17 protein-coding genes are annotated in these 21,314 nt (G+C 50.8%); all 17 read right to left on the bottom strand.

The window, feature by feature from the left end:
* Positions 1–2 precede the first annotated feature (2 nt).
* The 17 genes from C400_RS0106125 to C400_RS0106045 all read right to left on the bottom strand — a co-directional run bounded on the left by C400_RS0106125 (position 3) and on the right by C400_RS0106045 (position 21,263).
* Positions 3–947 carry a stalk domain-containing protein gene (locus C400_RS0106125; protein WP_017426339.1) on the bottom strand — a complete coding sequence of 315 codons (945 nt, stop codon included), beginning with the start codon at positions 945–947 and terminating at the stop codon, positions 3–5.
* A gap of 431 nt (positions 948–1,378) precedes the next feature.
* Positions 1,379–3,703 carry a glycoside hydrolase family 127 protein gene (locus tag C400_RS0106120; RefSeq protein WP_017426338.1) on the bottom strand — a complete coding sequence of 775 codons (2,325 nt, stop codon included), beginning with the start codon at positions 3,701–3,703 and terminating at the stop codon, positions 1,379–1,381.
* Between the two features lie 61 nt (positions 3,704–3,764).
* Positions 3,765–4,991 (bottom strand): NAD(P)/FAD-dependent oxidoreductase, encoded by a 1,227-nt coding sequence (locus C400_RS0106115; protein WP_017426337.1) that lies wholly within the window; start codon positions 4,989–4,991, stop codon positions 3,765–3,767.
* The gene (locus C400_RS0106110) at positions 4,988–5,323 is read right to left on the bottom strand and encodes a (2Fe-2S)-binding protein (protein ID WP_017426336.1); all 336 of its coding nucleotides are present in this window, start codon (positions 5,321–5,323) and stop codon (positions 4,988–4,990) included. The genes C400_RS0106115 and C400_RS0106110 overlap by 4 nt, the downstream gene beginning before the upstream one ends.
* Positions 5,320–5,712 (bottom strand): (2Fe-2S)-binding protein, encoded by a 393-nt coding sequence (locus tag C400_RS0106105; RefSeq protein WP_017426335.1) that lies wholly within the window; start codon positions 5,710–5,712, stop codon positions 5,320–5,322. Before C400_RS0106105 ends, C400_RS0106110 begins: the two co-directional genes overlap by 4 nt.
* A complete protein-coding gene (locus C400_RS0106100) occupies positions 5,705–7,141 on the bottom strand; it encodes an aldehyde dehydrogenase family protein (RefSeq protein WP_017426334.1) in 1,437 nt (478 codons plus the stop codon). The genes C400_RS0106105 and C400_RS0106100 overlap by 8 nt, the downstream gene beginning before the upstream one ends.
* Before the next feature lie 15 nt (positions 7,142–7,156).
* On the bottom strand, positions 7,157–8,044 hold the full coding sequence (locus tag C400_RS0106095; protein WP_017426333.1) for a dihydrodipicolinate synthase family protein: 888 nt from the start codon (positions 8,042–8,044) through the stop codon (positions 7,157–7,159).
* A 54-nt stretch (positions 8,045–8,098) separates the two neighbouring features.
* Positions 8,099–9,100, bottom strand: a complete 1,002-nt coding sequence (locus C400_RS0106090) for a proline racemase family protein (protein ID WP_017426332.1) — start codon at positions 9,098–9,100, stop codon at positions 8,099–8,101.
* Positions 9,097–10,305 carry an NAD(P)/FAD-dependent oxidoreductase gene (locus C400_RS0106085; RefSeq protein WP_017426331.1) on the bottom strand — a complete coding sequence of 403 codons (1,209 nt, stop codon included), beginning with the start codon at positions 10,303–10,305 and terminating at the stop codon, positions 9,097–9,099. The genes C400_RS0106090 and C400_RS0106085 overlap by 4 nt, the downstream gene beginning before the upstream one ends.
* Positions 10,306–10,456: 151 nt before the next feature.
* Complete coding sequence (locus tag C400_RS0106080) at positions 10,457–11,980, bottom strand: Ig domain-containing protein (protein ID WP_017426330.1); 1,524 nt, start codon at positions 11,978–11,980, stop codon at positions 10,457–10,459.
* A gap of 70 nt (positions 11,981–12,050) precedes the next feature.
* On the bottom strand, positions 12,051–13,157 hold the full coding sequence (locus C400_RS0106075; RefSeq protein ID WP_017426329.1) for a M24 family metallopeptidase: 1,107 nt from the start codon (positions 13,155–13,157) through the stop codon (positions 12,051–12,053).
* Positions 13,158–13,175: 18 nt separating this feature from the next.
* Positions 13,176–14,102, bottom strand: a complete 927-nt coding sequence (locus C400_RS0106070) for a carbohydrate ABC transporter permease (protein WP_016821430.1) — start codon at positions 14,100–14,102, stop codon at positions 13,176–13,178.
* Positions 14,099–15,004: a carbohydrate ABC transporter permease gene (locus C400_RS0106065; RefSeq protein ID WP_017426328.1), complete on the bottom strand. Its 906-nt coding sequence runs from the start codon at positions 15,002–15,004 to the stop codon at positions 14,099–14,101. Before C400_RS0106065 ends, C400_RS0106070 begins: the two co-directional genes overlap by 4 nt.
* A 33-nt stretch (positions 15,005–15,037) precedes the next feature.
* Complete coding sequence (locus tag C400_RS0106060) at positions 15,038–16,393, bottom strand: ABC transporter substrate-binding protein (protein WP_231124954.1); 1,356 nt, start codon at positions 16,391–16,393, stop codon at positions 15,038–15,040.
* A 123-nt stretch (positions 16,394–16,516) separates the two neighbouring features.
* A complete protein-coding gene (locus C400_RS0106055) occupies positions 16,517–18,109 on the bottom strand; it encodes a response regulator (RefSeq protein ID WP_017426326.1) in 1,593 nt (530 codons plus the stop codon).
* 15 nt (positions 18,110–18,124) lie between these two features.
* The gene (locus C400_RS0106050) at positions 18,125–19,951 is read right to left on the bottom strand and encodes a sensor histidine kinase (RefSeq protein ID WP_017426325.1); all 1,827 of its coding nucleotides are present in this window, start codon (positions 19,949–19,951) and stop codon (positions 18,125–18,127) included.
* A 13-nt stretch (positions 19,952–19,964) separates the two neighbouring features.
* Complete coding sequence (locus tag C400_RS0106045) at positions 19,965–21,263, bottom strand: alpha-glucosidase/alpha-galactosidase (RefSeq protein WP_026065381.1); 1,299 nt, start codon at positions 21,261–21,263, stop codon at positions 19,965–19,967.
* Positions 21,264–21,314: the final 51 nt, after the last annotated feature.

Genomic DNA, 21,314 nt, shown 5'->3' with positions numbered 1-21,314 from the left:
GCTTAATTACCTTTCCATGGGTTGACCATCATCGGAATATACTCCCTTGACGCTAATCCGAATGCAATACATTCAATGTCTTGGAGTTTAAAAGATTTATAATTTTTTATGCCTTGAAAGAGTTCGTCTCCAGACGAATAAATTGGGTAATAGATCATCTTTGTACCATCCCCATTGTCTTTTGTCATTGCTCTAAAAGGAGCGCGAAGACGGGTATCATTGTATTTGGTAATGAAAAAAATGCTGCCTGCTGTAGACTTCGTTTTTACCCTTATTTGGAGATATGGTACGCCGCTATGCGCCGTGTAAGGTTCAACAGAATAAATATCGTTCAGTAGCTTAATAGGCAAGTCAGATGGTTTGAAGATCACTACTTTATCGTATGGCTTACCTGCAACATCATTAATGAGGTTTGGTATAGTGTTAATCGCTTTTTTATACGGCTCAATACTAACTGCCTGATGCCCCGTATCCTCCAAAGCAGCGATTTCCTTCTTCCCAATCCAGACCCAGCGGCTGACCTTATCCCATTCTACCGTCTGTCCCAAACCCTCACTCACTAACCGCAGCGGCACAAAAGTACGGTTTTGCTTCAAGATAATCTTCGTTTCATACGTTTTCGTTTGCCCATCCACGGTAGCGGTGTTTTGCCCCACTGTCATATTAACAGCATGTGCATCATTATTAATCGACACAGCTAATTGGCCGCCTGTTTTCTCCCAGCCTACCTTAGCTCCCAATGCCTCGGATACAAACCGGATTGGAACCATGACATAATCATTACCATCCTGAAAAGGTTTGGCATCCGGGAATTGTATTTTTTTCGCATTTAATAAGACTTCAATGGGTTTGGTGCTACTTGCCGCCTCCGTCATTGGAATCGTACTTGCCCCGCCCCATAGCAACGTGACTGCGGTCAAACTCAACACCCATTTTTTCATACTCATCTCTCGATCCCCTTTGTCTGCTTAAACTTATAAACTATGTATATCAACTCTAATCTCATAAACTCATCGCATCCCCACTTTCGGAAAATAATGGATACAACTTATATATTATAGGGTTTCCCAATTACAAAATCTATAAGAAAAATAACTAATATAACTACTCTAAAAATCATTTCCTATGAGAAATCTCCCGCTCTAAATCATAGAATTGCCTCCTTATATAGCTTATATTTCTGCAAAATCTCATCAAAAAAGGGCTGCCTCTCCCCTCAGAAGGAAGAAACAGCCCGTGTGCTTCACGCGCAAAAACTATGAATATATCAGTTCATATCCTATGGATTATTCCAGCATCATCCAATATTTCTTACATTCTAAATCATTACTGATTAAAAATCAAACGTTACTTTTTTCTCACGAAATAGCTCAAAAAATTATCCATGTGCACCTGGACTCCCAGCTTGATATAGCTGCTCATACACATCCTTGTTAACCATCCTCAGCCCAAACAATCTGCGGATACGCTGTCCAGGCTTGGCTTTGAAGGTCACTGTGGCTATATCCTTACCCTCCAGATATGCAGCCGGGATAGCGGCATTCACGTTGTAAAACTTGTCAGCCTCATCAAAGCCTTCACTAAAATGCTCAAGCAGATGACCGTTAATCCAAATATCAAAATCACAGTTTGGCATTTCCAGCGTAGCCGTATAGGTGATAACCAGCAGTATTGGAGCAATCGGATCTGTCTTCAAATCGAAAGAGAACCAGCCGTCAATTCCCGCATTCCGGTAAGGTCGGTTATTCACATATCCGGTGCGAGTCGAAGCATCTCCCTGAAAGTTGTGATCCCGCTCCGGCTGCATTTCTCCGGGTTGGGCAAAGTCAATCGTGCACTGCTCCAGAATCGCCAGCTTTTCGCGTGCTGCTGTGTATTCCTTTTCCGCCTCCTGCCATGCTTCCTTCGTAAAAATGTCCCAATAGACTGAATAGGTACGGTCATGCATTTTATACAGCGGAGACAGTTCCACATCTCGGGGATGCCCTGTATTTAAGGTACGGAATGTATTCGTTTTGCCCTCCACGGGCTGTATCCAATGATCCAGTTCTTCTGTTGGAGGGATGAATACCGGGGTATAGAGGAACTCTTTAGCTTTAGGATCTTCTAAGGGTCCCAGATCACCTGCCAGCACCAGCGGTCCATACATAACAGCCGCCCGATCCGGGTTATCTGGCATCTGCTCCAGTCTGAGCGACATCGGAATTGTCACCTCAACAACATCACCATCAAGCCAGGTTCTAGCGATAGAGACAAAGCTGCCCGGTTCTGATTCAACCGACTGTTCCTTGCCGTTTACACAGATAGTGATCCCTTTTTCAGCCCAATAAGGATAGCGGATGAGCAGCATAAAGGGTGCAGGTTGATCGCATTGAATTTCCAGCGTGGTATGATCCGTGTCTGGATAGGACGTAGTTTGTTTTAGCGTAACACCTGTGTCTTTCCATGCCAGCGTAGAAGCAATGAACTGATTGACATACAACTTATCGTGATCGTGAAAATATATGCCGCTACCGTAGCTCGCATGGTTTTCCATCCCTGTGCCCACACAGCATGTAAAATCATCAAATTTACTTTCAAAATGCTTGTGCCCGCCCATGGCCAGCGACAGAAAATACGTAACACCCCCGTGAACCGGGTCCTGAGAAGCCAAAATATGATTGAATAAACCTCGCTCATAAAAGTCCGCTTCCTTGGCAGAAACATTCCACTGAAACAGGTGATTAGTCAGCTTGAGCATGTTATAGGTGTTGCATGTCTCCGTCGTATGCGGTCCGATGCGATCATTCAAGCCATCCGGCGCTCCAAAATATTCTCCAAAGCTATTGCCGCCAATGACATACGAATGATGATCCACCACCCGCTCCCAAAAAAATTCTACCGTCTTCCGACGCTTCGTGTCATTCGTGAGCTCATATTCCTTGGCAAGCCCGATTAGCTTCGGAATCTGTGTATTGGCATGAATGCCTTGTAAACAATCCTCCTGTGAGCTAAGCGGGTCCAGCACCAGCTTGTGCCAGAAGCACTCAGCCAGCCGCAAGTAGCGCTCTTCCCCGGTATCCGCATACAAATCCGCCAATACCTCATTCATGCCTCCATATTCGCAAAACATCATCTGCTGCATCTGCTCATCGCTCATCGGCTTCAAAATTCCTTCGAGCCAGTCCGCCAGTTTGCGCTCTACACCTAATGCCTTGTCACAGTCTGTCAAATGATACGCATCACGCAAACCAGCGAATAACTTGTGTAGTGTATACAAAGGAGCCCAGGCACCGTTCAGGTCAAAGCCCTTCGAACGAATATTTCCAGCAGATACCTCTTCAAAAAGTTCCTTTCCCCCAGGAATGCCAGATACATATCCGTCCCCATGCGCCGCCTGGCAAACATCCAGTTCATCCGTAATGTAATGTGCAATTTCCTTAAAACGCTCATCGCTGGTCGAAGCAAACATCATGGAGCAAGCGGACAAATAATGTCCCAGCGTATGACCGGAAATAGTCATCGCTTCCCAGCCTTCATATTGAGGCGCTTTGGGCGCAAGCCCGGCATATTCCCGAAAACGCGCCAGCAGACGATCAGGCTCAAGCTCCAACAGATAAGATCGGTTCAGCTCCATCGCCTGTTTGAAGGGACCTTCAGCCAATACCACCTCGTTCAGTGCGAACGGTGCTGCTTTCATATGGGCCTTTGCTTTAAGAGTCATCTTCCGTTCCTCCTTTAAGGCGAATTTGGGGTAAAAAACGCATATCCAACCTAACGAGCCGTTACGCGCCGCTCCCAGAAGAGATTAGCCCCCACTGCTGGTACAGCTGCGTTCTCGCTTCTGTAATGCCGGGATGAAATTGAATTAGCGCATGTTTCCGTGCAAAATGAACCTCACGGATCGCCTCCTGCACCCGTTGTTCCCCGCCTGCTCCGCCAAGTCCAGCAGCATGGATCATGGAAGCGGCTGCTAATCGCCCTTGAGCCATGGCGACCAGCCCGCTTTCGATGCCGGTAATATTGCCGGCAACGTACAGCCCTTTGAGCGAGGTTTCCATTCGCTCACCATGCAGTGGAACATGCCCACCCAGCTCAGGGCTGTACACGAATTTGCACCCAGCTACCGCCGCCAGCTCGGCGAGCGGATACAAGCCGCCGCTCAGCGCCACGAAGTCGGCGGGTTCGACGCGCTCGCTGCCAGCAATCGGCGAGCCGTCCGGTTTAACGTGGACCAGGGTCACGGATTCGACCCGGTCCTGCCCGTTGACGGACTGCACTGCTGTCCGCAAACGGATCGGGATATCCCACAGACGGAAGCCTCTGTGGGGATAGCAGCGCGCGATGAGCTTCTCCATCCGCATCGTCGCTGCCAGCTTGCCGCCGACGCGCATCCAGGCGGCAGGCGCCAACCCCGACAGCTGAAGCAGCAGCTTCGCGGAGGCTGTCGGATCTGCCGCTGCACCAGCCAGCGGACCCGCGCACGGCAGTGTAATCGCCGCCACCTTTACCCCGGCGACGGACAGCTCGCGGGCAATCGCCATCGACAATACGTTCATGCCTACAATAATGCCGCGCTCTCCCGGCTTGACGTAATGAACATTGGTCAGCACCTGCGCAGCCCCGATGGACATTACACCCGGTAACGTCCAACCATCCAGCGGAACGGGAATCTCAGCCGCTCCGGTTGCCAGCAATACGTACTCAGCCGTGAGCAATCCACAGGAAGTGGAAATTTCCCACGTTGTCGTATATTCCATGCCATGTACAGAAACGCCACAGCGAATGTCCACCCCAAGCTCCGCGCAACGGGTAATCAGCTCATCCGAAACATGCTTTCCGATCCACCAGCCTTGACTGCCTTCCTCATGATATTGCCCGGGCATACGTCCACCCGGCTCAGTAAACTCATCCAGTACCGTGACTGGCAATCCTTGTTCAGCAGCCGATGCCGCTGCAGACAGTCCGGCCGGACCTGCGCCAATGACGATGAGATGTGCCATTTTATTCATGTCACAATTCTCCCTGTGATTTCATTCGAAAGCTGCCGTCCGGTTTCCACCACCATACCTTCTTCCAGCTTGGTCAGACAGGAACGAACCGTACCAAACGGATGAACCGTCAGACGGCATTCGTTGCAGTGCCCAATAGCACAGTATACGCCCCTGGCCGTACCGGATTCCTCATGCCTTCTCAGCAAACGGACACCGCTGGCGAGGAGCGCTGCCGCTAGTGGTTCTCCAGCCAATCCCTGCATGGGACGACCATCAAACATGAAAGATACTTGCCGCCGCTCTGGCTTGGGTCCCAAAATCGGATGATTTACGATACGTGCACGGCTCATAGGGAACCTCCTTCTGCCAGCTGACCGAACGTTACGGGACGCACCGGGGGCCTTTGAGATAACAACTCCGCCTCCCGGCGGGCAGCAGGAACCTGATTGTAAAACCATGATTCCACTAATTGTCGGCATACCCTGCCCTGGCATGCCCCCATGGTCACCCGCGTAGCCATTTTAAGCTGGCGAACAGTATCCACACCCATGCGGCAAGCCTGCTCCATCTGTACAATACTCACTTCTTCACATCGACACACAAGCACATGGCCTGACGCACCAAACGTTTTTGATTGCACACCCGGAGATTCAGCATACTGGTTTTCTGCATACTGGGTCTTTTCCCCCTGCACTTCCGTCCCATCCGTATCACTTCGTCCCGTCGCGCGTTTACGCATAGCTGATCGCACAGGTTTTAATCGCTGAATAAAAATCCAGCGCCGCCTGACCCTGTTCCCGGGTATGTGAGCTTGACTGCTTCAGACCACCGAACGGAGACTGATACTCAACTCCCGCCGTCTCCTGATTAACCCGTACCATTCCCGCGTCCGCTTCATCCAGAAACCGATGAGCAAGCCGCAAATCGCGGGTGAACAGGGAAGCGCTTAACCCATAAATAGAATCATTGCACAGCCGAATCGCATCCTCAAAGTCGTCGGCCTGTATGACACTGATGACTGGGCCAAAAACCTCCTCCTGAATCAAGGTGTGGGACGAATCCAGACCAGCCGCCAGCAGTGGACGCACATAATAACCGTTATCTGTCCCGGCGGCGGCTCCACCTTCCGCCAAAATATCAGCTTCCCGGCGAGCTAGCGATACATAGGACATGACCTTCTCGTACTGACTCTTGGATGCCACAGGTCCGAGATACGCACCGGGGTCAAGCGCTGGAGCGATCTGGATTTTTTCCACCACTTGGCGTAAAGCTTCTGTGAACGTCTCATAGGCAGACCGTTCTACAATCACCCGGCTGGTGGCCGTGCATTTTTGTCCGGCTGATCGAAAGGCACCGCTGGCAATCATCGCCACCGCCTGCGACACATCCGCGTCCTTCAGCACCACGGCAGCATTTTTGCCGCCCATCTCAGTCTGGTATTTGATGTTCCGACGTGCACACCGTTCAGCAATGCCCAAACCTGTAGCGGTAGAACCCGTGAAGCTGACCGCCTCCAATGCTGGATGCTCCAGTAGGGCATCGCCTATACGACTCCCCTGCCCAATGACGAGATTCAGTACGCCGGGTGGAAGCTGCACCGCCTCGAATAGCTCAGCGATCCGTACTGCGGTTAATGAAGCATGTTCGGCAGGCTTCCAAATGACCGTATTGCCACACAAGAGTGCAGGAGCGATTTTCCACAGCGGAATCGCTACCGGAAAATTCCACGGCGTTATGACAGCCGTTACCCCCAGCGGGATACGCTTCGTGTATTGGAGTACTCCCAACTCATTCGAAGGAATGACTGTACCGATGGAACGTACACCCTCTGCCGCATAATATCGAAGCAGATGAACACCTCGCATCACCTCTCCTCGCATCTCGGTAATCGGCTTGCCCATTTCTCTGCTGGCCAGCTCAGCCAATTCAGGTGCGGCTGTTTCCAACAACCCGGCTGCTTTGAACAAGTAAGCTCCCCGTGCTGCCGGGCTTAATGCTGCCCATCCTGCCTGTGCCAGTCGTGCTGCTTCCCCGGCCTGGGCAATATCACGCTCATTGGAGAAATGGACGACCCCCACTTCTTCCTGCAACGCCGAAGGATTACGAACCACCATCTCCTCGCCGGAAGGGCTCAGCCACTCACCGCCAATCCAATTTCGGCTCTCCATCGTCTTTACCCCCATTCAAGATGAAACCCCGCTCGGGCGAACTGCCACCTCAAAAGCTTCACGAATCCGGTCATATTCCGCCTGTGGCAACGCAAGTCTGGGCGGCCGTGTCGGACCGACCGGGAATCCAGCCAGCTCCATCATATATTTGATGGACTGCACCAATTGCGGACTGGCATCGTAGTGGAACAGCGGCAATAGTCTGCGATACAATGCGGACGCTTCCGCCAAATTTCCCGCCTGCGCAAGCCGGAACAACTCTACTCCTTCTTTTGGTAACGCATTAGGTACCCCCGAAATCCAGCCTGTCGCGCCGAACAATGCTCCCTCCATCGCCAGATTATCTACTCCGACCATGACCTCCAGCTCTGTCTGGTCCAAAATAGCGTGAATACGCCGTACATCCCCGGAAAATTCCTTGACTGCTACAATATTCTCAATGTGTGACAAGTCCGCAAGAATATCCGGGGTCAGGTCAACCTTGTAATCATGGGGGTTGTTATACGCAATGATCGGCAGGCCCACCTCCGACAACGCTTCATAGTGAGTCGTTACCTCATGGGGCAATGGATTATAATTAATGGGCGGCAACGCCATGACACCCGCTGCCCCGGCATCCTTGGCATGCTGCACCCAATGTACCGCCTGTTTAGTGGATGGAGCAGCCGAGCCGACTACAACAGGAACACGTCCCGCCGCAGCGTCAATGACCGTATGCACCACCTGCGATCGTTCCTCTGGAGACAAAGCAGCATACTCTCCCAGCGATCCCGTAGGTACCAGTCCGCTAATACCGCTTGCAATCAGATGCTCGCACAGCTCGGTCAGACGCTTATGGTCAACCTCCAGCTCTGTCGTGAACGGTGTAACCAAGGCCACATATACACCTTCAAAACGTGCCATATGCTCACCTACCCTCTCCCATTTTTATTTACTTATTTAAATGATGCAAAATGCTCACATCAGCAAAAATCCTTCTCTCAGCGGGTCGTCAGGGTCCAGCACAAATTGATGATGTCCCGTCACCCAAGCCGAGCCTGTAATTTGCGGAATCACGGCCGGATAAGGACCTACCTGCGTCTCGCCCACAATTTCAGCCCGAAACATGGAGCCTGTGATGCTTTCATGCACAAACGGCTCGTGCAAGCCCAGCTTTCCCTTGGCGTGCAGCACCGCTACCTTGGCCGAGGTTCCTGTGCCACAAGGAGAGCGATCGATACCGCCTGGCGGAATGACGACAACATTGCGACAATCGGCCTGTGAAGCCACGGGTTCTCCGTAAAATTCAATATGCGTCAATCCTTGAATAATGGGATTTTCAGGATGTACTACCTCAACAGCAGCATTCACTGCCTCCCGAATCTGTACCGCTGTTCGTACAATTTTTGCTCCATTGCTCTGATCCAGGACAAGACCGATGGAGGCCGCCTCTATAATGCCGTAAAAGTTGCCTCCATAGGCAATATCAAGAGTAACTCGACCGATGTCCTCTACCTGAACCTCCACCTCACGGCGGTACACAAAGGAAGGAATATTGGTGAACGTTACTTGTTTCACCTTGCCCTCATCTATATCCAGCCGTACTTGAACCGGGCCTGCCGGAGTGTCCAGCAATATAGATTTTTTATCCGCAGCAATCAGGCCACCTTCCACCAGTGCCGTGCAGACGCCAATCGTATCGTGACCACACATCGGCAAATAGCCGCCTGTTTCTATAAAGACCACACCCATATCTGCAGTTGGATGACAAGGCTCTGTTAAAATGCAGCCTGACATCACCTCATGACCACGCGGCTCAAACATCAGCAGACGGCGAAAATCATCATGGTGCGCTGCCATATAAGTCATCTTTTCCAGCATGGTATGCCCTACCAGCTTAGGCGCGCCGTGGATGACTGTCCGCGTCGGATTGCCTCCCGTATGAGTATCAATCGTAGTAATTCTGCCCGCTGCACTCATCCAGTTACCTCCCCGTGAATATCGTGGCTGGTAAAAGCCTCTCCGAATCGGTCATAACGCAGCGGCTCTACCGGAATACAAGTGGGTTCGCCGCGTACCATTTCGGTCACCAGCTTACCCGTAACCGCCGCCAGGCTAATACCATCTCCTTCATGGCCTGAAGCGATAAATAGCCCCGGTACTTCATCCACTGCGGATATGATGGGCAAATGATCAGGGGTCCATGGACGCAAACCCGTATACGCTCTCATCAGCGGCACATTGGCTAAGGCAGGAAAAAAGCGAATGGCTCTGCGGGCGATTAAGCGAATCACCTGCTGATCGACACCTGTATCCATACCGACAAACTGACGGCTGCTGCCAATCAAAATGTTCTGGGATGCGGTGGGCTCAAATACCAGCGCTACACCGTATTTTTCATAAACCTCATCTACACTCCGCTGACCTCCGAACTTGCTCATCAGATAACCGAACTCCATCACCTTGCGGTTTCCGATCGAAGGCATTCGGGCAGACACCAGTATATGTCCTTTGCGCGGTATAATCGGAAGGTCCAAACCTAGCGAATGACCGATGCTGCGTGTCCATACACCTGCGGCCAACACTACTGCATCAGCATGGATCACACCGTTTGGCGTCTCCACTCCGCAGGCGTTTCCCCTTTCGTCCTTGAGAATCGACTGTATCGGCATGCGCGGTAATAATCTGGCTCCCATCCGACGCGCGGCCCTGGCCAGTGCATACGTCATCTGCACCGGATTTACAGTAGAATCTGTCTTACACTCCAGTCCGCCCGGCAAATCTTTGGCTAGATACGGCCATTCCTCTTGCAAATCCTGCTGATCCAGCATGCGAAACGGAAGCCCTTCCTGCTGCTGGCGGGTAACCCATAGCTCTGCGGCCTGCATCTCCTGGTCATTTTCACAGACCAGAATACTTCCAGGCGCACGATACTCAAATTCATCTTCCAGTTCCTTAGCCATCTCTGCCACCAGCTTCTGTGATAACAGTGACATCCGACTGTCAAATCCGGGCTCTTTGTCGATTGCCAATATATTTCCATCACATCGGGAAGAAGTACCTCCAGCAATTTCCCCTCGTTCAGCCAGCACGACCTTCATACCAGATTTAGCTGCATAATAAGCGATGGCTGTACCGATGATTCCACCGCCTACAATGACCAGATCCCCCGCATCGTGTTTCATTCGTTTTCCCTCCCTTCAACCGTTTCCAAATGAACGGAAAACAATCCGGCGGCTTGCCCCAAAGCTCTATTTGGCAAGTTGCTTTATAGTCATACAGCCCCATCCAAGTTCAGTCAGGACATTCGGGACAGCCGCCTCTTGGGGGCATTCATTACAGCTTGATCGTAAAGCTTTGCGTGACAGGCTTGCTTAGCTCGTCATAATCCCGCAGCTGCACGGTGAATGTATACGTCTTGTTGGCTGCTCCGCTGTCTGCATTTCCGCTAATCGTTCCTGTAAAGCGGTCTAGTGTAAAGCCTGTGGGCAGTTGACCGCCGGTCACCGTCCAATCGTAAAATGGTACGCCTCCCTTGGCTTCCAGCTTCGCCGTGTATGTCTTTCCTTTGACGGGTGCTGGCAGTTGCTTTGTTATGATTTCTGGCGCGAGGAAAGGAGTCAGGTCCTTGCGCAGCGGCCAGCCTGCCTTTTCTGCTACAAGCAGCGAAAGCTTCGTGTTCATCCAGCGCCGGGTCGGGAACAGGTGGCGCCAGCCTCCATTTTGTCCGCTCAATCTATCGACCTCTGCAAGCTCTCCAGAGAGATGATAGCTGTCGTCCAATGCAGCCGGTCTGTGCTGATAGGCCATAATATCCGGGTCATTGCCAGCCGCTTCCTTCAGCGCCTTGACGCCTGGGAACGTGTCGCTGAATACAATTGCATGACCGAATTCGTGCATGATCAGCCCGTGCACATCCGTCACCTTGGACAGATCGGATTGATACCATTCTTCATCGTCTACCGATGTGAATGGAATGGCATCATCATAGAAATCCAGGATCAGACTATAGGAACGGTTTAAGTTCCCTGGGACGGTCATACCGTTACGTGTATGATAATTGCCATTCGCTGCCGGAAAGCCCGTAGAATACGGCCCATTTAGCCCCCTCATAAATACCCACATGCCTTTGTAGGGTTTGTTATTCGTCACCTGTATTTCATTTTGCCAATCATCTCCCGGCAGATGGTTTACTTCCGCATTGGCAGGAACCTCATCAAACGGCTTCAGATCAAAGAAATAGAACCAGTCCTTCACTGCCAGCTCTGCGGCTTTTTTGGTAGCCGCGTCATTGAAATAAGGCTTGATCGTATCGAATCTGTAGTCAAAGTGGAGGGGGATTGTGGGTTCTTCATTATCGTCCTGATCCAGCACACGAATCGGAATAGACTGAGTGGTTGTGTGGCCGTTATTTTCGGCAACGGACATAGACAATGTATAGTTCTCTATTTCACCGTTTCCTCCAATCCGGTCAGGATGAATAGCCAGCCGGAAATCCTTTTCCTCCTGTGCATTGGCAAAAGTCAGCGTTTTGCTTGCTCCTTGCGCCGACAGCGTACTTGGCAAATCCATCATCAGTCGGGATGTGCCTTGCGCTTTTAACGTAACGGTTAACGGAAAAGCGGCATTGGCAGGCGGCTTCACTTTTAGCTTCACATATGGGTTCGCCAGATACCCTTGCCAATCGACCAGATCTATACCATAGTCGTTCACCGTCCGGCTAAAGATGTCGATGACTTTTACATCCGATTCTGCCTCGGCATAAGCCTGTTGAGCCGGAAGAACTGGTGTCAAAGCCACGATGAGAGAAGTTGCCAGTGTGGTAAGCCATACTTTGGTTTTCCTTTTACGCGTGTTCATTTGATCCCTCCATCTCGTTTATTGGAATTATTTTCAAGCCATGGATAGTTATCTATAACGCCAGTGTGTTTTATAACAAAAGCAGCTCCTTGGGCGAGGCAGTCAGTACCTGGGCACCGTCATCTGTGATCAGTACATCGTCCTCAATCCGAACTCCGCCGAAGTCTGGAATATAAATGCCCGGTTCCACGGTAATGACATGTCCCGGTACAAGCACAGATTGGCTCTCACGGGACAGTCGCACCTGTTCATGAATCTCCAAACCAAAGCCGTGGCCCAATCCGTGACCAAACTGTTCTCCATAGCCATAGGAGGCAATCACATTCCGCCCCAGACTGTCTCCCTCCCGACCGCTCATGCCAGGGCGAAGTCCTGCAATCGTCGTCATATTCGCTTCCAGCACAATAGCATACAGTTCCTCGTGCCGTTCTGATGGATTTCCGACGAATACGGTACGCGTAATATCAGACAGATAACCACGCACATTTGCGCCAAAATCCATCGTGACAAACTCGTTCTGACCAATTTCCTTGTCACTGGCCAGTCCGTGGGGCAGGGCCGAGCGTTCACCTGAAGCAACAATGAACGCAAAACCGCCTGATTCCGCGCCTGCGAGCCGGAGCTGATATTCCAGTTCCGCCGCAATCCGCCGCTCTGTAACTCCAGGCTGAATATAATTCAGCACTTCCGTAAAGGCGGCATCGGTAATGCGCGCAGCTTCACGGATGGTGTGAATCTCTTCCTCGTCCTTCACGTCACGCAGCCGTTCAATTACATCCTCCGTTGGCACGTATTTCAACGATCCTAGTGCGGCTTGAAGCTGTCCTGACTGTTGAAGTGAGACATGCCGACTCTCTAGACCCAGTCTACGAACACCCAATTTACTTGTGAGGTCAGCGATGGTCTGGAAGATTTGTGCCTCATGCCGAATAACTGAATATTCTGCTGCCTGATCTGTTGCCTGCAACATATAGCGGAAATCCGTCACCAACAAAGCCTCTTCCTGCGTAACGAGCGCAATTCCGGCGGAGCCTGTAAATCCGGTCATATATCGTCGATTGGGTCCATGTGTAATAAGTAGTGCATCTACCCCTAGAGCCGGGAATTCCGAGCGTAACCGAGCCAGTCTGCCTGGAACACCCTGTAACCGTTTTGCTGAACCGTTGGGTTTATCCAAAGCTACATCAGCCTCCTTCTAGCCTTTAATCCCTGTCAGTGTGATGCCTTCAATAAAATAGCGTTGTCCGATAAAAAATATCAGGACGATCGGAGCCAAAATCGTGCTGGATGCCGCCATCAGGTAAGGCCAATTGGTATTGTTCAATCCCCGAAAAGTCGCCAGCCCCAGCGCCAGTGTAAAATGCTTTTCGTCACTCAAATAAATAATCGGGCCCAAAAAGTCGTTCCACACATCAATAAAGGTAAATATCCCGATCACGATCAATGCAGGCGAAGATAAAGGAATAATGACGCGCCATAATACAGTTAGCGGTGTACCTCCATCCATATAAGCGGCTTCGTCCAGATCGCGCGGAATCGTCAGCATAAATTGTCGCATCAGAAAGATGTTGAACGCCCCTCCACCAAACCATGCAGGAACAATCAGCGGCAGAAATGTATTCAACCCGCCCAGTTCACGCCACATGACGAAAGTAGGTATGAGCGTCACCGCATAAGGCAGCATCATCGATCCGATCAGCAGAGAAAAAATCAGATTACGTCCAGGCCAGCGCAGGCGGGCAAAGGTAAACGCCGACACAATCGAGGTCATCATTACTCCTGCCAGCACACACACCTCAATGATGAACGTATTCAGAAAATACCTGCCGAACGGTACCGAAGTCAGTGCTTCTGGGTAATTGCTCCATTGAAAAGGAGAGGGTATCCACTCTGGCGGGAATACGAAAATTTGCGATGTTCCCATCAGAGAGCTACGAATGAGCCATACAAATGGCAACAGCATTAAAACACTGCCTATCATTAAAACGATATACAGTACGATGCGACTGATTTGGAATGGTTTGGAACGGGCGGCGGTAGCAGGACTTCGGGAGCGTTCAGGCTGTGGAAGTGGATGTTGCGGTGTGTCTGAAGGTTTGACAGAAGAAGTAACCTGATTCATGAGCGTTCCCCCCCTTCATAGTGAACCCACTTTTTGGACGTGGAGAAAATCAGAACAGTTAGGACCATAATGACGAAAAATAAGATCCAGGCCAGCGCTGAGGCGTAGCCGATTTTCGTCTCCGTAAAGGCTGTACGCCACAGGTAGAACACATAGAACAGGGTTGAATTGTTAGGTCCCCCGTTTGTCATGACATACGCCTGATTGAATGCCTGAAAGGTGCTAATTAAAGACATAACCAAATTGAAGAAGATGGTTGGTGTCATCGAGGGAATCGTAATATGGAAAAATTTATGCAGTCTATTGCCGCCGTCTACCTCAGCTGCTTCATACAGATGGGTGGGCACTGACTGAAGTCCCGCCAAAAAGATAATGACCGTATTCCCGATCCCCCAGGTGCTCATCATGATCAGCGAGGGTATTGCAGTGTTCTCGTCATAAATCCATTTGCTCCCCGGCAGGCCAACACTCTCCAGCAGCGAGTTCAACAGACCAAAATCTGGGTTGAACATCCACAACCACAGCATCGTGTTGGCAATACTCGGCACAATGGTAGGCAAATAATAAATCGTGCGGAACACCGACAAACCTTTTACCTTTTGATTTAATAGCAGTGCAATGATAAAAGCTGCCGCCAAGCCTAGAGGTACGCTGCCCAGTGCATAATACGTGGTCACGAACATGGATTGGGAAAAGGTAGTATCCTCGGTCAAAATGGTTCGGTAATTATCCAATCCAATAAAGGTCATCTGTCCACCAATCGTCCAATCGGTCAAGCTGAATACGAACGATGCCACAATCGGTCCAATCGTAAATATCATTAATCCCAGGATGGCAGGCAGCGCGAATAGCAGACCCCAGTTTCGCTCCATGCGCATCATTCCTGATTTTGGTCGCTTCATGGGCCGTTCTCCTTTCGCAGCTGTCCTGCCGCATTATTCATCCGGGTACACTCCTTGAAGTAGTGGCTGAATAATGGGTTCCAGTTCATCCAGCGCCTGCTGCGGCGTCTTCTTGTTCGTCCAGATTAGATCCAGCCCTGGGGTCAGCTTGGAACCAATATCAGGCCAGTTGCGAAGGGTCGAAGTTGACGGCTTGATCGCATAATCTCTGGCATACTCAATGCCAGCCTGCTGAAATTCCGGTGGATGTGCTGCATTATTCGTCCACGACTGGATGGCCTGCTCGTCGGTATAATATTTTTCTTCGATAGGCATCCATAGACCGGACTTGAACAGATCCACCTTTTCAGGATTGTTATGGTACAAATAAAATTCGAGCGCTTCTTTCGGGTGCTTGGTGCTCTGGAAAATAACTGTGGCCCCCGCAACGATCATCGTTTTGGGCTCTTTAAGCTTCGGCAAAACGCCGATACTCCATTGCAGCTGCTTGTTGTTTGAAAAATCGAGCAGGGACCATGTTCCGTCTACCACCATAGCCACCTTTTTGGTCTGGAGCCGAATCGTATTGGACGGCATGTCCTGCTGTTGGATCAAATCAGGAGAAACATGCTCCTTGAAAACCAGATCTTGCAGCTTCTGAAACACCTCTACCGACTCAGGGCGGTTCAGAGTATACTTCTTGCCTGTTTCGTCGGTTAAACCTCCGCCATTGCTTGCTAAGAGCGGCCCCCAGGAGCTGCGGTCGTTGCCAAAGGCAAAGCCGTATTGCACAATATTTTTCGGATCAAATCCGCTGTCTCCCGGATGCTTGCCATTCTGATCCTTGGTCAGCTTTTTGGCAATCTCCAGAAATTCATCCCATGTCCACGCTTTTTCAGGATCAGCCGGAGGAACGGGTACCCCTGCTTCTGTAAACAACTCCTTGTTATAAAATAGCTGCATCACTTCCAAAGCAGTGTAATTACCGATAGACTTGCCGGGTTCGCTGTAAAGATAGGAGGATTTGAGCTTGTTTTTTAATTCGGGATATTCGTCATAATAGGAGGATAAATCTAGGAGTCTACCTTCACTTGCCCATTTCATCGTGAGCGAATCGCCCAGGTAGGCGATATCAGGAAGCTGATTGGCAGCCATTAAAGTGTTAATTTTCGTGGTGTAGTCACCAGGAACATGCTCGCCCTTCACCCGAATGTTCGGATGGGATGCATTAAAGCTTTGAATCATCTTTTCCATCGCCTGCTTCTCGTCATTGCTCCCCCAGTACATAAACTTGAGTTCGACCGCATTGGGATTAGCCGGTTCGCCAGCGCTACCACTGCACGCCGTCAGCCCTGTCAGCATCGCCGTCATCACCAGAGCCATCCATGTCCGTAACCTTCGTTTTCGCAAATCAACCGGCCCCTTCCTGAACTGGTTTCTCCTTACAAGCCTATTATGCGCTGAGAGCCCGAAGCCGACCACCTAACGACTCCAGACTCTCTTTGTTTTGGTATGATTTTTTTAACAGCGCGTTTACAAAAATGTTTTGCGGAATTCCGTTGGCGTTAATCCAGTATGCTTTTTAAAGGCAATACTAAAGTAGTTCGTATCTGCGAAGCCCACAGCCTCCGCCACCTCTGCTACCTTGCGATTCGGGTCCAACAGCAATTCCCGGGCTCGCTCGAAGCGCACACGCGTCTGGTACTCAGCGAAGCTTTCACCTGTAACCTGCTTAAAACGGGCACTCAAATACTTGGGACTCATATTCATGTACGCTGCAAGACGGTTCAATCCGCCATCCTCCTGAAGGTGCTCACGAATCCATTCCTTGGCCCGTTGGAATTTGCGCGGAATCCCCTTTTCACGCGATTCCCGCACTTGGCGACCCACCCGGACAAAATAGCGTGATACATAATCAATCATCTCAGGTCCGTGCCGCAATCGGGACAGTTCCAATAATGGGTCCTGCTGCTGTATGGAGGTGTGTCCTTCGGATGCATCGCTCTGAACAATACGCATAACGAACAGAACAAGCTGAGTAACGATCATTTTCACCTGATTGACAGGCAAGCCCGCTAATTGTCCAGACCATTCCTGCAAAATCGCATGTACGGCAGCATCATTGCCAGCACGAATTTCTGTAATCATGAGCAGTTCCTTCTCCAGCAAATGACTACTGTTCGGCTCAGCCGCCTGAATGCTCTCGAAGGGGATGATCTGGCTATAGCCCACCCACCCCCGATGCTCCACAGCCTGTACTGCTTCCTCATATGCTTCAGGAAGCTGCTCCATCCGTTGTACGGGACGGCTAATCCCGATGGACATCCCCTGGCTCAATCGTTCCTGCACCGCCTGACGAATCTGCCGGGCCGTCTGCTCCGCTGCCCTGCAAGATGCCGCCGCCAGCAGTACAACACGCCGATCACGGGAAACCGCCGCACCATGCGCCTTCGTCCCGGCTGCTGCCGCAGCCTCCCAAGCCAACTCGGCGAATACATGCGTGCTCTTATTGGTGGAACTCTGCGACTCGCTAGGAGCGGATGCTACCTGCTGCGAGGCCTCCTCCAGCTCACAGCACAGCACAGTATAAGGCGGTCTGCTCGTCTCGCCGAAAAATCCCAGCCCGTCCATCTCCTGAACGACCTCGGCTGCGGGGCGCCGCTGCTGGAGCAGATCCAGCAGCAAGTGCTCCCTGTACAATGGCTCCAATGAACGATGACGGTGAATAGCTTCCTCCTCGCTTCTACGCCATTGCGCAATGCGATCCTCAGCCCGTCTCAGAGCCGCTTCAAAGTCTTCGCTTGTCACTGGCTTGAGTAAATAATCAACCGCTTGAAGCGAAACGGCCTGACGAATATACGTCATGGATTCGTACCCTGTCAGGAATAACAGCGGGGTCTGCTGATCCTTTTCCCGAATGGTTTTGGCTATGTCCAGCCCACTCATATCCGGTAAATTAATATCCAGTAAAATCATGTCCGGTCGCCGCTCTGTATACAACCGTAATGCCGTTGCGCCGTTCTCCGCCATATCACTGACTTCCACTGACAGGCCACTTTCCGCCACCATCAGCCTCAGTCCTTCCCGAATATGATATTCGTCGTCCACAATCAGCAGCCGGTACATGCCATCTCCCCTTTCTTATTCGGTTCGAATGGGTGCCAGTAAGGTAACCGAGGTGTACTGACCCAACTCGGTTGTCACAGACAGACCATATTGGGGACCATAATGCCGAAGACGTTCATGTACATTGCGGAGTCCAAAGCCAATCGCACTCCCCCGCTCGGCATCTAGCGATTTCCGAATATCGTCCAGACGCTCGGCTCCAATACCGCCCCCATCATCACTGACCGTTAAACGCAAAGCATCGCCTTCCCTCGCACCGGATAACATAATATAGCCGCGGTCGGTACGCCCTTTCAAACCGTGGTAAATGGCATTTTCAACGAGTGGCTGGAGAATCAGCTTGGGTACGTAAAACCCGCAAATATCCTCCTCGACTTCGCATATCCACTCGAACGAATTCCGAAACCTAAACTGCTGTACCTTTACATAGGCGCTTACATGCTCGACTTCCTGTCCCAAACTGATTTGCTCTCGACCATAACTTAGCGAAATGCGAAAGCATTTACCGAAGGCACCAATCACCTCTGCCATATCCCGCTGCCCATTCGCCAGCGCCATTCCCTTCAGTGACTCCAGTGTGTTGTACAGAAAATGCGGATTAATCTGCGCCTGAAGCGCGCGAAACTCGGCCTGTTTGCGCGACAGCAACGCTTCGTATACTTGTCCGTACAGCTCATGATTTTTTTGCATCATATGAAGAAATCGCTCCCCGATCTGCCCTACCTCATCCTTAGGGTTAAATACAACGGAAGCAGGAGCTTCAGGAGCTTGGGCTGAGGCCGTGGTGGTCACACTCCCATCCACCGCCATTAATCGGCTCAATTGAAGCAGGGGGCGACGAATCGTGTCACTTAGCTGATAAGACAGCATCCAGCCCAACACCAGTGCAATCAAAAAGGTCCAGATGGTCCAGGCCCCAATTTGTCGCGCATCCTCGAATAACACGGACTGATCGACTTTTTGTAGGAGTGTCCATTGTCCCTCGTTTAACGGTCCGTAGGAAATCATCGTCTGGCGGCCGTTCCATGTTCTCCAGTCCTTCGTAAGCACAGGTCTATCCACAGCGGATTTGGCGATTTGTCGCAATAGCGATAGGTCCGCAATGCTCTGCTCCGGCAATCGGTATACAGGCTCGCCCTCCTGATCGAGCACCCACATCTGGGTATTGCTGTCTGTTTCATGAAAAGCAAGCCCACGAAACAGACTGGCCTTGTCGATTTCCAACAGCAAAAATCCAAGCGGCTCATAATCTCCAATCGTTTTTCGCAGCAGCTTCCCGACGTATATACGATCCTCCGCCATCCCGCGCCCTGATTCAAACGGCGGATGAGCCATCCACATCATAGGTTGCTCGGCGAGCAGACGGCGGTAGTACACACGTGCTTCCTTTAATGTAGGAAGGCCGCCAAAACGGACCGAAACATTCCCTTGATAGAGAGAATGCTTGAGTCCGCCATTGGCGGCATAGATGAGCGAGGACGTGATATACGGCTTGGTCTGGGTTTGCGTACGAACGACCATGCTGAGTGTTTCGTCGTTCCGCAAGTATTCATAATCATCTTCTGGCTTGGTCTCCAGTGTGGACTGCACATCAGGATTGCTGAGAATGGCGTTGGTTAGATCATTCAAATCGGAGAGTGTCGCATTAACGTAATTTTCACTCATTTGCCGGGACTGCATTGCCAGTGCTTCTGACTTCTCACCAAGAGAATGGGCCGCAATCCGGTAAAAGGTAAAGGTCAGCACTACCATCGGAATGACGGTCAGTACCAGCGTCAATACGATAAATTTCCCACGGATCGTAGGAATCCCGGCGAACTTTTGACGCCCTCTGCCCCCCATTCATCGGCCTCCCTTACACATAAGCGGGAAGCCATGTCCCGTGCGCTGCAATCAGGTCGTCACACAGAGAAACGATATCATCCATGGATAACTCAGCTGAAGTGTGCGGGTCCAGCATGGCGGCGTGATAAATATGTTCTTTTTTCCCCGTAATCGCAGCTTCAATCGTTAATAGTTGGGTGTTGATATTCGTTCGGTTCAGTGCAGCACATTGGGGCGGCAAGTCACCCACAAAGGTCGGCGTAACCCCATTACGATTCACCAGGCAGGGCACCTCCACACAGGCTTCCTTCGGCAAATTGGTAATCAAGCCTGTATTCATCACATTACCGCCAATGGCAAAAGGCTGATTGGTTTCAATTGCCTCAAATATATAAGAAGCATATTCGTTCGACCGTTCATGGCGCAGATCCTGATTGCCCAAAAGTTCTTCACGCATCGTCTCCCAGCGTTCAATCTGGCTTACGCAGCGGCGCGGATATTCATCCAAAGGAATATTGAACCGTTCAATCAGCTCCGGATATGTCCGTTTGATAAAATACGGATGATACTCTGCGTTATGCTCGGACGATTCCGTAATGTAATAGCCGAATTTCAGCATCATTTCAAAGCGCACCATATCATGATGCTTTTCCTGCTGCTTGGCGGCAGCCCGTTGTTTAATCTCAGGATACAAATCCACCCCGTCCTTGCTCACTTCGAGCAGCCATGCCATATGATTGATACCTGCAATTTTCGCCTTTACCCCTGCCTGCTCCAGTCCAAGACTTTTGAACAACTCCGGTATACACGCCTGTACGCTATGACACAGCCCTACTGTCCGGACACCGCCGTGTACGTTCATTACATTCGTCAACACAGCCATCGGATTTGTATAGTTGAGGAACAGTGCTTCCGGGCACACCTCGCGCACGTCTGCCGCAAAATCGAGCATCACCGGAATCGTTCTTAAATTGCGGAAAATACCGCCAATACCAACCGTATCAGCAATCGTTTGGCGCAGTCCGTATTTTTTGGGAATCTCAAAATCTGTAATCGTACACGGATCATAACCGCCCACCTGGATGGCATTTACTACATAGGCCGCTCCACGCAGTGCTTCCTTGCGGTCAGTGTAGGAGCGGATCACACAGGTACTCCCCGTTGTTTTTTTCAAATTGGATAAAATATTTTCCGAATCCTTCAGCCTAACAGGGTCAATATCGAACAACGCCAGTTCAAAGCCCTGCAAAGCAGGTGTCAACATACAATCGCCAAGCACATTTTTAGCAAACACCGTACTGCCTGCACCCAGAAATGTAATCTTGCTCATACTATGTCCCCCATTCACATTTTGTTCGCAGCTGTGCACCTCAAATGCAAG

The sequence above is a fragment of the Paenibacillus sp. ICGEB2008 genome (assembly GCF_000307675.1).
Taxonomy (GTDB): domain Bacteria; phylum Bacillota; class Bacilli; order Paenibacillales; family Paenibacillaceae; genus Paenibacillus; species Paenibacillus polymyxa.
The sequence above is the reverse complement of the archived record's forward strand: the minus strand, read 5'-3'. Positions and strand labels throughout refer to the sequence as shown.